The organism is Glutamicibacter sp. NPDC090743 (assembly GCF_044769125.1).
GTDB lineage: Bacteria > Actinomycetota > Actinomycetes > Actinomycetales > Micrococcaceae > Glutamicibacter.
Genome location: NZ_JBIVXE010000006.1, coordinates 21,570 through 37,970 on the forward strand (window position 1 = coordinate 21,570; position 16,401 = coordinate 37,970).

Sequence of the window (16,401 nt, forward strand, 5' to 3'; positions counted from 1 at the left end):
TTCATGGCCTTCAATTCCTTTCAACAGGGGTTCATGCCGTATACTTTTTCGGGTTGGATGGTTGTCCGAGCGGCCGAAGGAGCTGGTCTTGAAAACCAGTAGGCGGCAACCCCGTCTCATGGGTTCAAATCCCATACCATCCGCGCTTTTCGAGTTTGGCGGGCTGATCCTTGGATCAGCCCGCCAAACTGCTTAATACTGCTCCGCGCTTAATCTTTCGTTGACGATCAGCCCCGCCAGGCGAGCCACTTCGTTCACTACGTTGGCTGCGTCTTGCAAGGTTCGGGCCGCGGGGTGGCGCAGGTCGCCCGCTTGCGCGGCAATAGCGGTCCCCCACTGCGCTGATGACAATTGCAATCCCAGCACGAATAGCCCGCGGTGCGCCAGCCCATCGCTGTTGACCAGACGGTATGGTTCACCGACCACGTCGAAACCGGATCCAGGCAGGCTTTCGCCTTCCGTGTTCTTCCAAGTGTGCACGCGCGCTACGTGATCTCCCAAGAGCTGCTTTATCAGTGCCGCGTTATTTTGCAGCACGCGGTTACTCGGCATCATCGCTTCGCACATGGTCTTCGCAGTGTGCACCTCCGCATCTACCCAGGGCGAGGATGCGGTGAACTGCTCGGAAACCTCGTCGAAGCCGAACTCCGGGTCCGGACCAAGGAAGGTTACGATCCCGGCGCGCGAGAGCGCCAGCAGCTGTTCAATGCGTTCGAGCGGCGGGCCTGAGGACAGCCCTTCGACCAGTGGCTCGAAGTGCGCTTGGATTTCTTCAATGCGCGACTGCTCGTCGATCACGCCGGAAGCAATCAGCTCCTTGACCAGCATGCGTCCGGCATTCATCGTCATAATGGCGCATGACAACGGGTCTTCTAGCCCGCCGGTGCTGTGCCGGGCATTGCCCACGAGGTAGTCGCGTACTGCCTGCTGGTATTGCTCATCGGAGCTGAACCCGAGTTCTTCAAATGGCCTTGCCAGCTTTGGCACATCGAGCCACTGCAACTGCGGGAACTGCCCGACGAACTTGCGCAGTTCGCTAAGCCACACTTGGCTTCCTTCATGGTGCTCCGCAGAGAGGATCGCTTCGAGCTGATCAACGAATTCTCGCTCATCGAGACCTTCCGGGGCACCATGCGCGCGAGCGCAAGTGCTGTAGTAGGCGAACAAGATGTCCCGGTGCAGTTTGGGCCAAATATGGCGTGAGAACACCAAGGAGGAGGCAGGGTTGGTGGCGCGTGCTTCGGCAAGGCGCCCGATGAGTTCCGGAGCGTCGAAGTAGCGTAGTTCAATTTCATCAGGAATGAACTGCTCCACTACTGGCTTGCCCCAGTAGGGGGTACCTCGGCGCGAAGCTACGATCAGTGCCGGCTCCCGGCCTGAGCCGATGTACTGCAGGCGATGCCCCGGCTCGGTGCTGGCCTCACGGAAAATCCCGCCGCGGCCTGCCGTCAGCTCGGCCATGCCGTCAAAGAAATTCAAGCCCAACCCGCGGATCAACGCAGGCTGGCCCTCCTTGAACTGGGAGTAGTCGAGGTCCGCTGGAACATTCGGTGGCAGGTAGGTGGCCCCGGCTTGGGAGGCAGCATCCTTGAGTTGCTTCTGCCATGGGTTCAGTTCTGCCGGCTGGTGGCCCAAGGCCAGCACCACAGCGTCAGCGGCCAGCTGACGGGTTTCGGCACCCTCCAGGTTACTGCGGAAATCGATCTGATAGGCGTTGCCGACGGGGCGGACCGCAACGACTTCTGCGGCTACATGTTCGATGCTGAAATTCTCGTGGGTGGCAAGTATCGCTGCGCTGCGCTCATACACGTGCTCAAGGTACTCGCCATAGATTGCGCGTGACGGATAGGAGCCGGGTTCAATTTGCCCGATCAGCTTGGCATGCTCATCGGTGAGCTTGCGTCCATCGCCGCGCAGTGCGACGAACTGGCGAAAGCTCAACCCCGGTTCATCGCCCAACCGTTCGGGGGCCACTGTCGGAAATGATGACGGGGTGTTCATCAGGAAATGCTCCGACTGTTTCGGGTTCCACACGTGGCCGGAGCCCGGAGGGAACGGATCAAAGACCGTAACTTTCAGAACGGTGCCTTGGGCCGGGAGTTTCAACGCCAAGTTAGCGAGTCTTTCAACCACGCTCGTGCCGCGTGGGCCTGCCCCGACAAGGGCCAGGCTGAACTCGTTCTTTGGTGTTGCTATCTCGCTGTTCACTCCTCTAGGTTATTACCTTTGGAACAGGGCATGGGCCAGACGCATAGACTATGGCCATGACTGAGCATGATTCTGAGGTTGCAAGCGCTGATCCGTATTCCTGGCTTGAAGGAATTCACGACGAAACGGCACTCGAATGGGTGCGGGATCAGACCCAGCGTACCGAGTCCGAGCTGTACGACGACTCGTTCCATGCTACTGCGGAGCGGATCAAAACGGTTCTGGATGCCCAAGACCGCATTCCCATGGTGACCAAGCGTGGCGATCACTACTACAACTTCTGGCGCGATTCCGCCCATCGTCTTGGACTTTGGCGTCGCACCACTTGGAATTCCTACCTCAGCGACGACCCGCAGTGGGAAATCCTATTGGATCTTGACCTGCATGCGCAGTTGGAAGGCCGCGAATGGCATTTCGCTGGTTCAGCACTCCTGCGTCCAGCGGCCGGCGGCGCCTACCAGCGGGCCCTGCTTCGCTTGAGTCCTGACGGCGGCGACCAGGTGCGCATTCGCGAATTCGATCTGACCTCCAAGAGCTTCGTTGCCGGCGGTTTCGACCTTCCCGTTGCGAAGACCCAAGCCTCGTGGATTGACCACGATACGTTGCTTGTCGGTTCCGCCAGCAGCGAGCAGTTCACGACCCGTTCGACCTACGCGAAGACGTTGCGAAGGCTCAGCCGCGGCATGGAGATCGAAGAAGCGCCAATTCTCTTCCAAGTCGATAGAGAACATGTCGCAGCCTTCGGCTACTTCGATTCGTCTCCGGGATTCGAACGCGTGGTCACCACTGATGCCATCGACTTCTACAATTCCACTGCCGGTGTCCTCATCGACGGGGAACACCATCTGATCGATGTTCCGACCGATGTGCAGGTCAGCCTGCACCGGCAGTGGGTCCTCTTTGCTCCCCAAACCAATTGGGAACACCAGGGCCAGAAGATCGCTGCGGGTTCATTGGCTATCGCCCGGCTGGATAGATTCCTCGAGTCCGGCAGCATCGAGAAGGTTCTCTTCGTCCCGGATGCGCACACTGCGCTGGAATCACTGAGCTTTACCGCCAATTATCTGCTGCTCACCGTATTGCATGATGTGGCTTCGCAAGTGCGCATTATTGATCTCGCAGATCATTTCAGCCAGTCGGACATGCCGCTGATGGATCCAATGCTCAGCGTCTCGGTGGGAGCCGTTGATGATGAGGACCCGGAGCATGGCGATGACTATTGGATGACCATCACCGGATTCATTACCCCTACTACCTTGTTGCGCGGCACAGTTGGTTCGGCAGCAAAGGTCGTGAAGAAATCGCCGGATCGCTTTGATGCCGGTGGTTTTGAAGTCACCCAGCATTTTGCGACCTCTGCGGACGGCACCAGGGTTCCATATTTCCAGGTCGCGGCATCCGACTTGGTTCACGATGGGAAGAACCCGGTGCTGATGGACGGCTACGGCGGTTTCCAGCACAGCATGACTCCTGGCTATGCAGCCGCCATGGGCACCGGTTGGTTATCGCGCCGTACCGTTGAGGGCCGCAAACCGGTATACGTCATGGCCAACATTCGCGGTGGTGGCGAGTACGGGCCAGATTGGCATCGTGCTGCCCTGCGTGAAAAGCGCCATCGTGCCTACGAGGATTTCGCGGCCATCGCCCAGGACCTGGTGGCTCGCCGGGTGACGTCCCGCGCGCATTTGGCCGCGACAGGGCGTTCTAACGGCGGGTTGCTCATGGGCAATATGATCTCTGGCTACCCGCACTTGTTCGGAGCAATTTCCTGCGGCGTCCCGCTATTGGACATGCAGCGCTACACGCAGCTAGCTGCCGGCCATTCCTGGATTGCCGAGTACGGCGACCCGCAGGTTCCCGGGGACTGGGACTTCCTGCGGACCTTCTCCCCCGTGCATCGACTCACCGACCAGCCTCATCCAGCCAATGACTATCCGGCCTCGTTGATTTGGACCACGACTTCTGATGACCGTGTCGGCCCTTCGCAGGCACGCATCATGGCAGCCAAAATGATGGATCTGGGCATTGCCAATGTGCGGTACCACGAGCCACAGGGCGGTGGCCATGCCGGGTCAACGGATAACGAGTCAACCGCCAAAATGCTGGCGACCAGCTACGAATTCCTGTGGCGACAGGTGCGTTAGCTCTCTCGTTTTGGAACACGCGCCCATCTTCGGGTAGGCTAGATTCTGCTGGAAACAGCGGATGGACACGTGCCAGAGCGGCCGAATGGACTTCACTGCTAATGAAGGGTCGGGCTAAAACTCGACCGGGGGTTCAAATCCCCCCGTGTCCGCCAAGAACCCCCTACTCAGGTAGGGGGTTTTTCGTTCATATGGCACTTTTTCGACGAGAACGTTCCGAATACGGAAAATCCCCCGGATTCACCGATTTTTCGGTGAATCCGGGGGATTTTCAAAACTCCAGGACAGCAGTTTCTCCGCTACTGGTCGTCGCGCTTAACGAAGGTCCGCAGCATGTTCTGCACGATATCCTCTGGCAACGAGGTGTGGCGAACAATGATGTCCGACATCCGGTCCAGATCGGTATCGGCGATTGCGTCGAAGAGCGCTTCGCGGTCAGCTTCTGGAAGTTCGGCAGCATCGAAATGCACTGGACCATCCGGGCCCTGGCCTTCAAAGCGGAAGTCTGCAATATTGCCGTTGGCGCTCGCGCCAGACATGGGAGACGTCGCGATCATGCGTTCCAGGTCTTCGACCGGCAGATCCGTATAGCCGTGCAGGATCTTTGCCGCTTCTTCAAAATTGGAATCCCGCAGCATGGAGAATAGCTGGTCGTATTCATTTGCCGGCAGTTGTTCGCTGGAAAATTCGCGGTTCTCGCCATCAAGTTCGAACGCCATCTTGAAGTGCGTAGCACTTGGTTCCTGAAGGGAACTGAACTGCTCGCTCCATTCCTGGGGTACAACCCAAGTGTCATCGGCAGGTGCTGGTGTGGCATCCTCTGCGGCAGTGGCGGCCGCTTCACGATCTTCGCGCTCAACTTGAGCTTCGAGTTTGTCGCTCAAAGCCTTGATCTCGGCATCATCATTCGGCAATTCCTTGGCAGGGGCTGTCTGCGGGTACTTGTCGAGGCTGCGTACTGCAATCACGCAATCCTTGACCGAGTCGCCAGTAGCAGCGCGGAAATCCTTGACCGCGCCCATGACGTCGCCCTTGGCCAGATTGCGGTACACCGAATTGCGTGAAGCATCATCCAGCCTCGCGTTTGCCGCCTGCGCTGCTTCACGGGAAATCGCCTGCGCGATTTGCGCAGTGTTCTTCTTGCGCAGCGCTTGCAGACCGAAGTAGCCCAGGGCAATCACTGCGATGAGGACAACGAGCCAGATGAGAAATTCCATACTTCCAGACTACTTTGTTTAACTGTGCGATTACCCGGCTACGCCCAAAGTGAAAGGCATGACACCCGGTGCGCCGGCGATGCGCAGGGCCCGCCCAGCCATCGCCATGGACCACCGGGAATCAACCAGATCATCAACTAGCAGCACCGGCCCTGGAGCGTCGGCAATGAGCTGTTCGAGCTGCGTTGGAAGTTCAAAAGCATCGGCAACCGCAGCCACACGGAAAGCGGAATTCCCGCCCGGGCCATTCTGTGGTCCAGCACCGCGATATTCGAGCTGCCCCAGGTAGCGCAACCGTCCCACCTCAGCTAGGCCCTGAGCAAGGGAGGTGATCAGCTGGGGACGCTTATTCGATGGCATGGCTACAACGCCCACTGGACGTTCCTCCCAATTCCATTCGGCAAGCACCTTGATGCACGCATCGAACATCGCCTTGTCGATAGGGGAATCGGTGGGGTCGGCAAAGAGCTGGCGCAATCGGTTGCCCCACCCCAGGTCGGTCAGGCGAGCCAGCGCCCGGCCCGTGGCCACCTGCTCGTCAATAGCGATTTTGCCCTTGAGCGTGTACCCCAGCCGGTCCAGTCCCGAAGGGTACAGCTTGCGCGGTTCAATAGGAACTCCCACCCGTCCAAGTGCCGCCTGCGCGCTGTCCTTCGAATCGTCAGGAATATGGTCGTCAAACCAAACGCCAGCGCAGTTGTCGCACCGGCCGCAGGGAGCAGACTGGGGATCATCCAAGGCGTCGGTCAGAAACTGCATGCGGCATCCGCGAGTGTTCTCGTAACTGACCATGAGGTTTTGTTCATGGATTCGGCTCTGCGCCACTCGCTTGTACCGATCGGCATCATAGGTCCATGGCATGTCGGTGCGCATCCAGCCGCCGGCAACACGCTCCACCGCACCATCCACGGCCAGCACCTTCAGCAACAGCTCAAGTGGCGAGCGGCGAAGGTTCACGGCGCTTTCCAGCGCCGGGACGCTCATCGCACCGTCGGTCTTGGCCAAGGCCTCGAGCACCTGGGTGGCGCGTACCTGGTCCGGCATGGAGCTGGTGGCGAAGTATTCCCAAATTTCCGAGTCGTCAGGCCCGGGCAGCAGCAGGACATCTGCGTTGATGCTCCCACGCCCGGCACGGCCCACCTGCTGGTAGTAGGCCACGGGCGAGCTGGGGGCACCGATGTGCAAGACGAAACCGAGGTCTGGCTTGTCAAAACCCATGCCCAAGGCGCTCGTGGCGATCAGCGCTTTCACTTCGTTATTCTTCAACGCTTGTTCAAGGCGTTCGCGTTCTTCCAAATCGGTGCGCCCGGTGTAGGCAGCAACTTCGTGCCTGGCATCCTTGAGCAGGCGAGCAATATCCTCGGCCGCAGAAACCGTCAGGGTGTAGATAATGCCCGAGCCCTTGAAGTCCTCGATGTGGCTGAGCAACCAGGCTAACTGCATGCGCGGCGAAGCCAGACGCAGGACACCTAGGCGCAGCGAGTCGCGAGCCAGGGTGCCGCGCAGCGTGAAGACCTCCTCGGTGCCGCCGGCCAGCTGTTCGGCAACGTCCTGGACTACTCGGCTGTTCGCTGTTGCAGTGGTCGCCAAAACCGGGAGGCCCTGAGGCAATCGGGCGATCAGGTCCCGGATGCGGCGGTAATCCGGGCGGAAATCGTGGCCCCAGTCCGAAATGCAGTGCGCCTCGTCGATGACCAGCAGGCCCAAGCGCTGCATCAGCATCGGCAGCTGCTGCTCGCGGAAGGATGGATTGTTCAAACGCTCCGGGGACACCAGCAGCACATCGAGCTCATTGCGTTGCAGCTTTTCGAGGATTTCACGCCATTCGAGCACATTGGCCGAATTGATGGCCGCAGCGCGGACTCCAGCACGCTCCGCGGCCGCAACCTGGTCGCGCATCAATGCCAGCAGCGGGGAAACGATCAGTGTTGGCCCGTAGCCCTGTTCTCGCAGCAGCAGGGAAGCGATGAAGTACACGGCGGACTTGCCCCAGCCGGTACGCTGGACGACCAGTGCGCGGCGCCGCTCGGCCACCAGTGCGCTGATCGCTTCATACTGGCCATCATGGAACTGCGCGTCCGGGTTTTGCACCAGTGCGCGCAGTTTCTGCAGTGCCAGCGTTTTCAGATCCACTTGCGTTGAGCCATCCATGCCTCCAGTATTTCAGTTCCTGCCCACGATTTAGCCCGTGGCGTCCGCTAATTGTGGATGAGCTCTCACAAGCTGCGGTGCCGACAGGGGAAAATAGCTGAAATGTTAGGCATTTCCCATCCGCAATCGCCTAGTTCTCAATGATTTGAATCAGTCAAACCGGTAGGCTGAAAGGCGTGAGTGAAGAAATTGATCTTAATCAGAGCTTTAAGGCCTACGACGTACGCGGCGTAGTCGGCGAGAACCTGGATGCCGAAGCAATTGAAGCCATCGGCGCAGCCTTTGTCGACGTCCTGTCCCTGTCCGGCAAGGAAGTACTGGTTGGCGGTGACATGCGCCCGTCTTCCGCAGAATTCGCCAAAGCCTTCGCTCGTGGCGCCACCTACCGCGGCGCCAACGTGATCATGCTCGGATTGATCTCCACCGATGAGCTGTACTTTGCATCGGGCAAGCTCAATGCCGCCGGTGTTGTCTTCACCGCCAGCCACAATCCCGCCCAGTACAACGGCATTAAGATGTCCAAGTCTGGCGCGCGCCCGATTTCTTCGGCTACCGGTCTGTTCGACATTCGCGACCTGGCCCAGCAGTACCTTGACGAGGGACTGCCGGTCTCCGGTGACGCCCCGCAGGGCAGCATCAGCGAGCGCGATGTGCTGGCTGACTATGCAGCTTACCTGCGAGAATTGGTGGACTTGTCGGGCATTCGTCCGCTGAAGATCGTGGTGGATGCCGGAAACGGCATGGGCGGCATGACTACCCCCGCAGTTCTTGGGGGTACGGTGCTCGCTGAGCTGCCGCTCGAAATTGTTCCGCTGTATTTCGAGCTGGATGGCACTTTCCCCAACCACCCGGCCAATCCGCTGGAACCGGAAAACCTCAAGGACCTGCAATCCGCAGTACTGGAGCACGGGGCCGATCTCGGCCTGGCTTTCGACGGCGATGCCGACCGCTGCTTCGTTATCGACGAGCGCGGACTGCCGCTGTCCCCTTCGGCTATCACCGCACTGGTCGCGGTGCGCGAAATCGCCCGTGTGCAGGCAGCTGGCGAAGAGTCCCCGGTGATCATCCACAACTTGATCACTTCCAAGGCGGTGCCTGAATTCGTCGCCAAGTCCGGAGGCGTTCCGGTGATGACCCGCGTAGGCCACTCCTTCATCAAAGCTGAAATGGCTTCGCAGGGCGCGGTCTTCGGCGGCGAGCATTCCGCCCACTACTACTTCCGCGACTTCTACAATGCCGATACCGGCATGCTCGCTGCCATGCATGTGCTGGCCGCCTTGGGCGAGCAGGAACTGCCGCTCTCCGAGCTGGGTGCCGAATACGAACCCTACGCTGCCACCGGTGAAATCAATTCAGAGGTCGAGGACAAGGCAGGTGCCACTGCCCGGGTCGTGTCGCATTTCCAAGACCAGCCAGTAGAAGTGATCACCATGGACGGCACGACCATTTCAGCGGCCGATGGCAGCTGGTGGATCAATCTGCGCCCATCGAACACCGAACCATTCCTGCGTTTCAACGGCGAAGGCCGGACCGCAGAAATCATTGAGCCCATCCGCGATGCCGTTCTGGCTATCGTGCGTGAAAAGAACGTCACCAACTAGCAAAGGGAAGACATGAACCTCGAAGAACTGGATGAGGGCGTCAAGGACGCGCTGAACAAGGTCTTGGGCACCGCCCTGGGCGTGGCCCGCGAACAGCTCGAAGAGCAGGGCGTGTTCCTGCCTTTCGCGATCGCGCTGGAGCCGAAGGAAGAGGAAGACGAGCCGGAGCTGCGCTTGATCGCTGTTCCGCCAACGGATGATCCTGAGGATCCGGAAGCCGACATCGACACCGAAGCCATGGTTGCGGACCTGATGCAGGTGCTGAACCAGCAGGGCACCCACTTCCAGGCGATCGCTGTCGCCTCGGATGTGCTGCTCCAGGAAAACGACCAGGATGCCATCCACATTGTGGCCGAGCACCGTGTCGGTGCGGCCTTGGCCATCGTGCAGCCGTACACCATGCCTGCAGAGCCAGGCGGCGAATGGATCTTCGACGAGCCAGCGGCAGAGTCGGCGGAAGCCATTTGGGCCAACGCGCTCTAGACCGCAGTTGGTAATTCCGGGGTCGGCATAGTCACTATGCTGACCCCGGAAGTCTTTTCGCACGTAAAGTAGGAATCATGAAACTCAGTGCCTTCACCGACGTATGCTTGCGAACCGTCATGGTCCTTGCAACGCCCGGCACCGGGCAACTGACCAGCCGCCAGATCGCCGAGTCCGTGGGGGTTCCCTACAACCACGTTGCCAAAGCCGTCCTGGAACTGCGCACGCTGGGAATCCTGCAGGTCACCCGCGGCCGCAATGGCGGCGCGCAGCTGAGCGATGGAGCACTGGATTTTTCCCTCGGCTCACTGCTGCGCAAGTTGGACAAGCGCACCGATATTGTGGATTGCTCCGATCATGACGCGCAATCCAACTGCCCGCTTTCGGGCAGCTGCCGCTTGCGGGCAGTCTTCCGGCAGGCCCGCGAAGCTTTCTACGCTTCACTGGACCCGCTGACCATCCAGGACATCTGCCCAGCATCATCCGCGATGCCCTTCACGGCGCTCCCCTTCCCTACGGTGCGCGCCCTTTCCTGATTCCCCTGCGCCCCCCGGGGGTCGCATCGCCGATTTCTGTTACGAATACCGGCCGGTAGATTTGCAATCCTTTTCTACTAGGCGTAGAAATGAATCATAAATCTTGTATCTGGAATACAAGTTATCGCCTACTCCAAGGAGACCCGATGCTGTCCACGAAGTCCTTCCCGGTCGTTGAAGCCACGTTGCCAATCATCGCAGAGCGCATTTCCAGCATTACCCCGAACTTCTACAACCGCCTGTTCACCGCTCACCCGGAACTGCTCGACGGAATCTTCTCCCGTTCGAACCAGAAGAACGGCACCCAGCAGCAGGCCTTGGCGGGATCCATCGCAGTCTTCGCAACCTACTTGGTCAAGTACCCGGGCACCACTCCGGAAACCATGCTCGCGCGCGTAGCCCACAAGCACGCTTCCCTCGGTGTCGCCGAGGAGCAGTACCCCATCGTCTACAAGCACCTCTTCGACGCCATCGCCGAAGACCTGGGCGAGGCGCTGACTCCGCAGATCGCCGAGGCCTGGACCGAGGTCTACTGGCTGATGGCCCACGCGCTGGTCAAGATCGAGAAAGGCTTGTACGCGCAGCAGGCCAACGCCGAGATCTACACCCCGTGGAAGCTTGTCGAGCGCACCGAAACCGGCGTTGATTCGGTCTGCTTCAGCTTCGAGCCAGCTGACCGGACCCCTGCCACCGTCGCCAAGCCGGGCCAATTCGTTTCGGTCCGCATGCCGATGGCCGACGGCCTGCGCCAGGTCCGCCAGTACACCTTGAGCGGCGACATCGAGCGAACCGACCGCCGCACCGTCACGGTCAAACTGGATGTGAACGGCGAATTCTCCCCGGTGATCCACCATGGCCTGAAACTCGGCGACGTGGTGGAGCTATCGAATCCGTATGGCGACCTGGTCATCGATGACGATGGCTCGCCACTGGTGATCGCCACCGCCGGAATCGGCTGCACCCCAAGCGCGGCCGCGTTGCAGACCCTGGCCGCACGCGGCTCCACCCGCAAGGTCACCGTGCTGCACGCAGACCAGACGGCCACCGCCTGGCCATTGCGCGAGCAGATGCTCGAATCCATCGGCAAGCTGCCAGAAGCCACCATCAGCACCTGGTTCGAACGCGGGGAATTGCCGGAGGGGCTGAACGCCACGTCCGGCTACATGGATCTCGCCGGCGCACTGACCGGGAATGCCCAGGTCTACTTATGCGGCCCGCTGCCATTCATGCATGCAATGCGCAACCAGGCGCTGGAAGCCGGCATCCCGGCCGAGCGTATCCACTACGAAGTCTTCGGCCCGGATGTATGGCTCGCCGCCTAGCTTCCTGGTGACAGAGCCGTGCTGCAGGTGGATCCATGGGGAATCCGCCTGCAGCACTTTTTTGCCTTTATTTTCCGGTATCCGCGGGAGAATCCGGCTTGCCACCCTGTTTCGGTGCCTTCTTCTTCAAATCGAACTTTTTCGGGTCCAGCTTTCGAGGATCGATTTTCCCGGCGAACCTGCCAGGCTTCTTCTGCCCGGCTTCTTGAGCTGGCGGCGCGGGCTCCCCGGCTTCCAGGTCCTGATTCGCCGGCGCTTCAGCGGCTTGTTCCACCGGTGTTGCTTTCGCGCCGGGTGCCGGCTTCGCAGCCTGCGGATCAACCAGGATCTGGTGCAGACCCGCATCGGAAATCCACTTGCGCAGCACCGAGTTGAACAGGATCGGGTTCTCGATATTCCATTGGTGGTGCATGCCCGGAACCACGCGCGTGATCACCTGCGGGAGCCTTGCGCGCAGCGCGTCAAAGGATTTCTGCACAACTTTGGGCTCCTTGGCTCCAGCGAGGGCCAGTACCGGGCCCCGGTAGGAGCCGAGCTTCTGCGGCAATCCCCCTGGGTCCATCTCGTCCATGATGGCCCGCATGTTCTCGGCTTTGAGCTTCACGCCGTGCTCGGTGAACAGCTCGCGCTCATCATCCACCATTCCGTAGGCACCAGCCTGGAAACGCCAGAACCACTCGCTGCCAATGAGCTTGAGCTGCATCCGCTGGAAAGCCCGGGCCGCCTGCCCCACACCGGTCACCGGAGTGCCGGTAATCAGCACGGAGTCAACGAGCTCCGGATGCCGTGCGGCCACGTGCAAAGCAATCACTCCACCCAGGGAAATGCCAACCAGATGCACGCCGCCTTCGGAAACCTCGTCGGCGATCAAGGCGGCGACATCATCGGCGGCGGATTCCAGGCCATCCCAGGTTTCCTCGAACCGGGCACCAAAGGCCGGCAGGTGCAGCGTCAGGATGTTGCAGTCGCCAAAGGCCAGAACCTGCGGGTCCCAGCTCCAGTTGCCGACGTTTCCGCCGTGGAGGAAGACCAGGGTCTTCATCGACCGTTGCCCATCATGATGCCGCCCGGGATGCACTTCCGGATAATCGGTGGCATCGCGCCCGGCACCGCTTGCAGGGGTCTTGTTCTGGTCTTTGGCTGCAGTCATGGCAAGTACTCCAATACCGCGTCGAGCCATTCCAGCTCCGCGGCTTGTTGTCGGATTGCATGGTCAAGTGTGGCAGCCATCAGGAAGCTGCGACGGTCCGCAGCGGCTCGCATGTCAATGCCTTCGCGCTGGGAGAGGTAGTCATCGAGGATGAACTGCGTGGCTTGGCGGCGCTCCTCCAGCAAGCTCTGGATATCATCGCGTTCGAGTTCGGCGGCGAAGAACACCTGCCCCATGAAGGGATCACGCTCGGGAGACTGCACCGCACCAGCAGAAAGCCACTGGGCCAGTGCCGCACGTCCCGTTTCCGTGATGTGGTGTTCCTGGCGGTCAGGGTAATTCGACTGCGCGACGGTGCGCACGGTGGCATACCCCTTGTCCACCAGCTGCGCCAAAGTGCGATAGATCTGCGCCTTGTCTGCGTTCCAGAAGTGGTTAATAGAGGAGTCAAAGTGCTTCTTGAGCTCGTAGCCAGTCATGGGCGACAAGCACAGCAGCCCGAGAATCAATCGTGCCAAAACCATAGAGCAATCTTTTCATAAATAGTTGATTTTGCACCCACTTTGCCCCGGCGTGTGGAAACTGTACCCGGATTGTGACAATTCCTCCGTGGCGCACGAGAACGCCCCGGTGACTGGAATTCCAGTCACCGGGGCGTTCACTGTGCGGATCTGCTGGAGATCCTAGTCAACTACGCGTTCAGGCGATCCTTCAAGCCGTCGAGCTCTGCACGCAGCGAAGCCGGCAGCGCGTCGCCGAACTTGGCGTACCACTCTTCGATGGCCTCGACTTCGGTAGCCCATTCATCCTTGTTGACAGCTACTGCCGCTTCGACGTCGGCTGGGGTGAACCCTTCAAGGCCGGCCAAATCCAGGGACTCGCCGGTCGGGACGTTTCCGATGATGGTTTCCCGGGCGTCCGCGGTGCCTTCGATACGCTCGACAGCCCACTTGAGCACACGCGAATTGTCGCCGAACCCTGGCCACGCGAAGCCACCGTCAGCCGTGCGGCGGAACCAGTTCACCAAGAAGATCTTCGGCATCTGCTCTGGGTTGAGCTTGTTCGAGATCTTGTCCCAGTGGTTCAGGTAGTCGCCTGCGTTGTAGCCGATGAATGGCAGCATCGCCATCGGGTCACGGCGAATCACTCCGGTCGCACCTGCAGCGGCTGCGGTGGTCTCGGAGGAAAGGGTCGAACCCATGAAGATGCCGTTGGTCCAGCTGCGGGCTTCGGTCACCAGCGGAATGGTGGTCTTGCGGCGGCCGCCGAAGAGGATCGCATCGATCTTCACGCCGTTAGGCGAGTAGTAGTCCTCGGAAAGCATGTCGACCTGGTCGATCGGGGTGCAGAAGCGCGAATTAGGGTGCGCTGCCGGACGACCGGATTCAGGAGTCCAGTCGTTGCCCAACCAGTCGGTCAGGTGCGCAGGAGCCTCGTCGGTCATGCCCTCCCACCAGACGCCACCGTCATCGGTCAGCGCAACATTGGTGAAGATGTTGTTGCCCTTGGAGATGGCGCGCATCGCGTTCGGGTTGGTGGACCAGCCGGTGCCTGGCGCCACGCCGAACAGGCCGTATTCGGGGTTAACGCCGCGCAGCTCGCCGTCCTTGCCGATGCGCATCCAGTTGATGTCATCGCCCAGGGTCTCAGTCTTCCAGCCTTCAATGGTTGGATCCAGCAGTGCCAGGTTGGTCTTGCCGCAGGCCGACGGGAATGCCGCGGCAATATGGTACGACTTGTTCTGCGGGCTGGTCAGCTTCAGGATGAGCATGTGCTCTGCGAGCCAGCCTTCATCGCGGGCCATCGCCGAGGCGATGCGCAGCGAGTAGCACTTCTTGCCCAGCAGCGCGTTGCCGCCGTAGCCCGAACCGTAGGACATGATGGCGCGGTCTTCGGGGAAGTGCACGATCCACTTGTCTTCGTTGCATGGCCAGGCAACATCTTCCTGGCCCGGCTCCAGGGGTGCACCTACCGAGTGCAGCGCTGGAACGAAGAAAGCGTCCTCGGCTTCCATCTTGCGCAGTACTTCATTGCCGATCTTGGCCATGATGCGCATCGAGGCAACGACGTAGGCGGAATCGGTGATCTCCACGCCGTAGGCAGGCACTTCCGCGTTCAGCGGGCCCATGACGAATGGGATGACGTACATGGTGCGTCCGCGCATCGAGCCATCGAACAGGCCGCTGAGCATGGACTTCATCTTGGTTGGGTCTTCCCAATTATTGGTGAAGCCTGCATCTTCTTCCTTTTCGGAGCAGATGAAGGTGCGCTCTTCGACTCGGGCCACATCCTTGGGGTCCGAGAAACCAGCGTAAGAGTTAGGGAAGTTCGGATCGGTCAGCTTGACCAAGGTGCCGGCTTCAACCAGCTCGGCAGTCAGGCGATCATTTTCTTCAGCTGACCCATCAACCCAATAAACACGATCCGGCTTCGTCAGTGCGGCAACTTCCTCAACCCAGGATGCCAACTTCTCGTGCGAAGTAGGTGCTGCGCTGATAACGTTCTGATCCGAGCTCGTGCTCATTATCCATTCCCTCCATTGGGCTGAACTTGCAATAAATCAAGGCTATTAGGTACTCAACTCCAGCGCCGTGTGATCGAAACCTCATGAAAGTGAAACCCGGAGGACCCGAAGGAAAAAATTCCCGAAATTCCGGGGGTTGGTCTAAACGAATTGACTCGATTATGTGACGAAGGTCACGTAGACCGGTACCCTTTCAACGTCTTCACATAACCTTATGTTCATCTGGACCCACTAGCTTTGCCCGTCGATTTGTACAGCGCGAAATCGACCTGTATAGTTATTCGAGGTTCGTGAGAACAAGCCACACAAAAGAATATGCGCCCATAGCTCAGCTGGATAGAGCGTCTGTCTACGGAACAGAAGGTCAGGGGTTCGAATCCCTTTGGGCGCACCAACTGAAAAATTCCCACTCGCTCGAGTGGGAATTTTTTGTTTCCCCCAAAGGATTGCCCGATGACACAGCTTGCTCTAGGCGGCCAGCTCAGCCTGCGCCTGCTGGAAGTCGCCGACGCAAAGCAAGTCGCTGAGTCCTACCAGCGCAATCGACAGCACCTGGAGCCCTGGGAGCCGGCTCGCCCCGCAGAATTCTTCACCGAGACGCGGCAAGCGGCACACCTCGCAGCCGCCTCAGAAGCTCGCCGAAGCGGATTGGCCTTTCCCTTCGGGCTCTTCGAACGGGATGCGCTCATCGGACGCTTTAATATCAGCGGAGTGGCCCGTGGCGCATTCCAAAGCGCCAGCCTGGGCTACTGGATCGATCATGAATACACCGGGCGGGGCTTGGCTTCCCGAGCCGTGGCCACCTTGCGCACGGTGGCGCTCAACGATCTGGGCTTGCACCGGCTGGAAGCCAGTACGCTCCCCCACAATTACGGCTCGCAGCGCGTTCTTGAAAAGAACGGCTTCGTCCGAATTGGCATGGCGCCGAACTATCTGGAGATCGAAGGACGCTGGCAGAACCACAACCTCTACCAAGCGATATTGCACGATCATTCGGCTTCCAATCCCAGTGATTCCGTAGTCGACTAGTTATTTTGTGAATCACGGCACTTTTTGCTGTTTTGG

At 59.8% G+C, this 16,401-nt stretch carries 12 protein-coding genes and 3 tRNA genes; 9 read left to right on the plus strand and 6 right to left on the minus strand.

Features of this window, described 5'->3' with window-relative positions; all coding sequences use genetic code 11:
* Window positions 1-55 precede the first annotated feature (55 nt).
* Window positions 56-143, plus strand: a tRNA-Ser gene (locus tag ACIQTS_RS13085).
* A gap of 49 nt (window positions 144-192) precedes the next feature.
* Here ACIQTS_RS13085 and ACIQTS_RS13090 read toward each other — a convergent pair.
* Window positions 193-2,208 (minus strand): FAD/NAD(P)-binding protein, encoded by a 2,016-nt coding sequence (locus tag ACIQTS_RS13090; protein ID WP_332488268.1) that lies wholly within the window; start codon window positions 2,206-2,208, stop codon window positions 193-195.
* A 56-nt stretch (window positions 2,209-2,264) separates the two neighbouring features.
* Between ACIQTS_RS13090 and ACIQTS_RS13095 the strand changes: the two genes are divergently transcribed.
* On the plus strand, window positions 2,265-4,352 hold the full coding sequence (locus tag ACIQTS_RS13095; RefSeq protein ID WP_365945922.1) for a prolyl oligopeptidase family serine peptidase: 2,088 nt from the start codon (window positions 2,265-2,267) through the stop codon (window positions 4,350-4,352).
* 63 nt (window positions 4,353-4,415) lie between these two features.
* Window positions 4,416-4,507: transfer RNA gene (locus tag ACIQTS_RS13100), tRNA-Ser, on the plus strand.
* Between the two features lie 144 nt (window positions 4,508-4,651).
* Here ACIQTS_RS13100 and ACIQTS_RS13105 read toward each other — a convergent pair.
* On the minus strand, window positions 4,652-5,569 hold the full coding sequence (locus ACIQTS_RS13105) for a hypothetical protein (protein WP_332498833.1): 918 nt from the start codon (window positions 5,567-5,569) through the stop codon (window positions 4,652-4,654).
* Between the two features lie 30 nt (window positions 5,570-5,599).
* The gene (locus ACIQTS_RS13110) at window positions 5,600-7,720 is read right to left on the minus strand and encodes a RecQ family ATP-dependent DNA helicase (RefSeq protein ID WP_402473623.1); all 2,121 of its coding nucleotides are present in this window, start codon (window positions 7,718-7,720) and stop codon (window positions 5,600-5,602) included.
* A gap of 167 nt (window positions 7,721-7,887) precedes the next feature.
* On the opposite strand from ACIQTS_RS13110, the gene ACIQTS_RS13115 reads away from it, so the two are divergent.
* The 4 genes from ACIQTS_RS13115 (at window position 7,888) to ACIQTS_RS13130 (ending at window position 11,662) form a co-directional block, all read left to right on the plus strand.
* Window positions 7,888-9,321 carry a phosphomannomutase/phosphoglucomutase gene (locus ACIQTS_RS13115; protein WP_388024647.1) on the plus strand — a complete coding sequence of 478 codons (1,434 nt, stop codon included), beginning with the start codon at window positions 7,888-7,890 and terminating at the stop codon, window positions 9,319-9,321.
* Window positions 9,322-9,333: 12 nt separating this feature from the next.
* Window positions 9,334-9,804, plus strand: a complete 471-nt coding sequence (locus ACIQTS_RS13120) for a hypothetical protein (RefSeq protein ID WP_105658802.1) — start codon at window positions 9,334-9,336, stop codon at window positions 9,802-9,804.
* Between the two features lie 77 nt (window positions 9,805-9,881).
* A complete protein-coding gene (locus ACIQTS_RS13125; RefSeq protein ID WP_105662496.1) occupies window positions 9,882-10,340 on the plus strand; it encodes an Rrf2 family transcriptional regulator in 459 nt (152 codons plus the stop codon).
* A gap of 146 nt (window positions 10,341-10,486) precedes the next feature.
* On the plus strand, window positions 10,487-11,662 hold the full coding sequence (locus ACIQTS_RS13130) for a globin domain-containing protein (protein WP_402473624.1): 1,176 nt from the start codon (window positions 10,487-10,489) through the stop codon (window positions 11,660-11,662).
* 67 nt (window positions 11,663-11,729) lie between these two features.
* On the opposite strand, the gene ACIQTS_RS13135 is transcribed toward ACIQTS_RS13130, so the two are convergent.
* The 3 genes from ACIQTS_RS13135 to ACIQTS_RS13145 all read right to left on the minus strand — a co-directional run bounded on the left by ACIQTS_RS13135 (window position 11,730) and on the right by ACIQTS_RS13145 (window position 15,336).
* The gene (locus ACIQTS_RS13135) at window positions 11,730-12,812 is read right to left on the minus strand and encodes an alpha/beta hydrolase (RefSeq protein ID WP_332488280.1); all 1,083 of its coding nucleotides are present in this window, start codon (window positions 12,810-12,812) and stop codon (window positions 11,730-11,732) included.
* A complete protein-coding gene (locus ACIQTS_RS13140) occupies window positions 12,809-13,336 on the minus strand; it encodes a PadR family transcriptional regulator (protein WP_105658806.1) in 528 nt (175 codons plus the stop codon). The genes ACIQTS_RS13135 and ACIQTS_RS13140 overlap by 4 nt, the downstream gene beginning before the upstream one ends.
* A gap of 167 nt (window positions 13,337-13,503) precedes the next feature.
* Entirely contained in the window at window positions 13,504-15,336 is a 1,833-nt protein-coding gene (locus ACIQTS_RS13145; RefSeq protein WP_402473625.1) for a phosphoenolpyruvate carboxykinase (GTP), read from the minus strand.
* A gap of 317 nt (window positions 15,337-15,653) precedes the next feature.
* Here ACIQTS_RS13145 and ACIQTS_RS13150 point away from each other — a divergent pair.
* A tRNA-Arg gene (locus ACIQTS_RS13150) sits at window positions 15,654-15,730 on the plus strand.
* Window positions 15,731-15,789: 59 nt separating this feature from the next.
* Entirely contained in the window at window positions 15,790-16,365 is a 576-nt protein-coding gene (locus tag ACIQTS_RS13155; protein ID WP_332488285.1) for a GNAT family N-acetyltransferase, read from the plus strand.
* Window positions 16,366-16,401: the final 36 nt, after the last annotated feature.

What these genes read in the sequence shown, in the direction of transcription:
- ACIQTS_RS13140 (WP_105658806.1), bottom strand. Translation starts at nt 13,336, where the DNA reads ATGGTTTTGGCACGATTGATTCTCGGGCTGCTGTGCTTGTCGCCCATG.
- ACIQTS_RS13135 (WP_332488280.1), bottom strand. Translation starts at nt 12,812, where the DNA reads ATGACTGCAGCCAAAGACCAGAACAAGACCCCTGCAAGCGGTGCCGGG.
- ACIQTS_RS13145 (WP_402473625.1), bottom strand. Translation starts at nt 15,336, where the DNA reads ATGAGCACGAGCTCGGATCAGAACGTTATCAGCGCAGCACCTACTTCG.
- ACIQTS_RS13110 (WP_402473623.1), bottom strand. Translation starts at nt 7,720, where the DNA reads ATGGATGGCTCAACGCAAGTGGATCTGAAAACGCTGGCACTGCAGAAA.
- ACIQTS_RS13095 (WP_365945922.1), top strand. Translation starts at nt 2,265, where the DNA reads ATGACTGAGCATGATTCTGAGGTTGCAAGCGCTGATCCGTATTCCTGG.
- ACIQTS_RS13130 (WP_402473624.1), top strand. Translation starts at nt 10,487, where the DNA reads ATGCTGTCCACGAAGTCCTTCCCGGTCGTTGAAGCCACGTTGCCAATC.
- ACIQTS_RS13105 (WP_332498833.1), bottom strand. Translation starts at nt 5,569, where the DNA reads ATGGAATTTCTCATCTGGCTCGTTGTCCTCATCGCAGTGATTGCCCTG.
- ACIQTS_RS13155 (WP_332488285.1), top strand. Translation starts at nt 15,790, where the DNA reads ATGACACAGCTTGCTCTAGGCGGCCAGCTCAGCCTGCGCCTGCTGGAA.
- ACIQTS_RS13125 (WP_105662496.1), top strand. Translation starts at nt 9,882, where the DNA reads ATGAAACTCAGTGCCTTCACCGACGTATGCTTGCGAACCGTCATGGTC.
- ACIQTS_RS13120 (WP_105658802.1), top strand. Translation starts at nt 9,334, where the DNA reads ATGAACCTCGAAGAACTGGATGAGGGCGTCAAGGACGCGCTGAACAAG.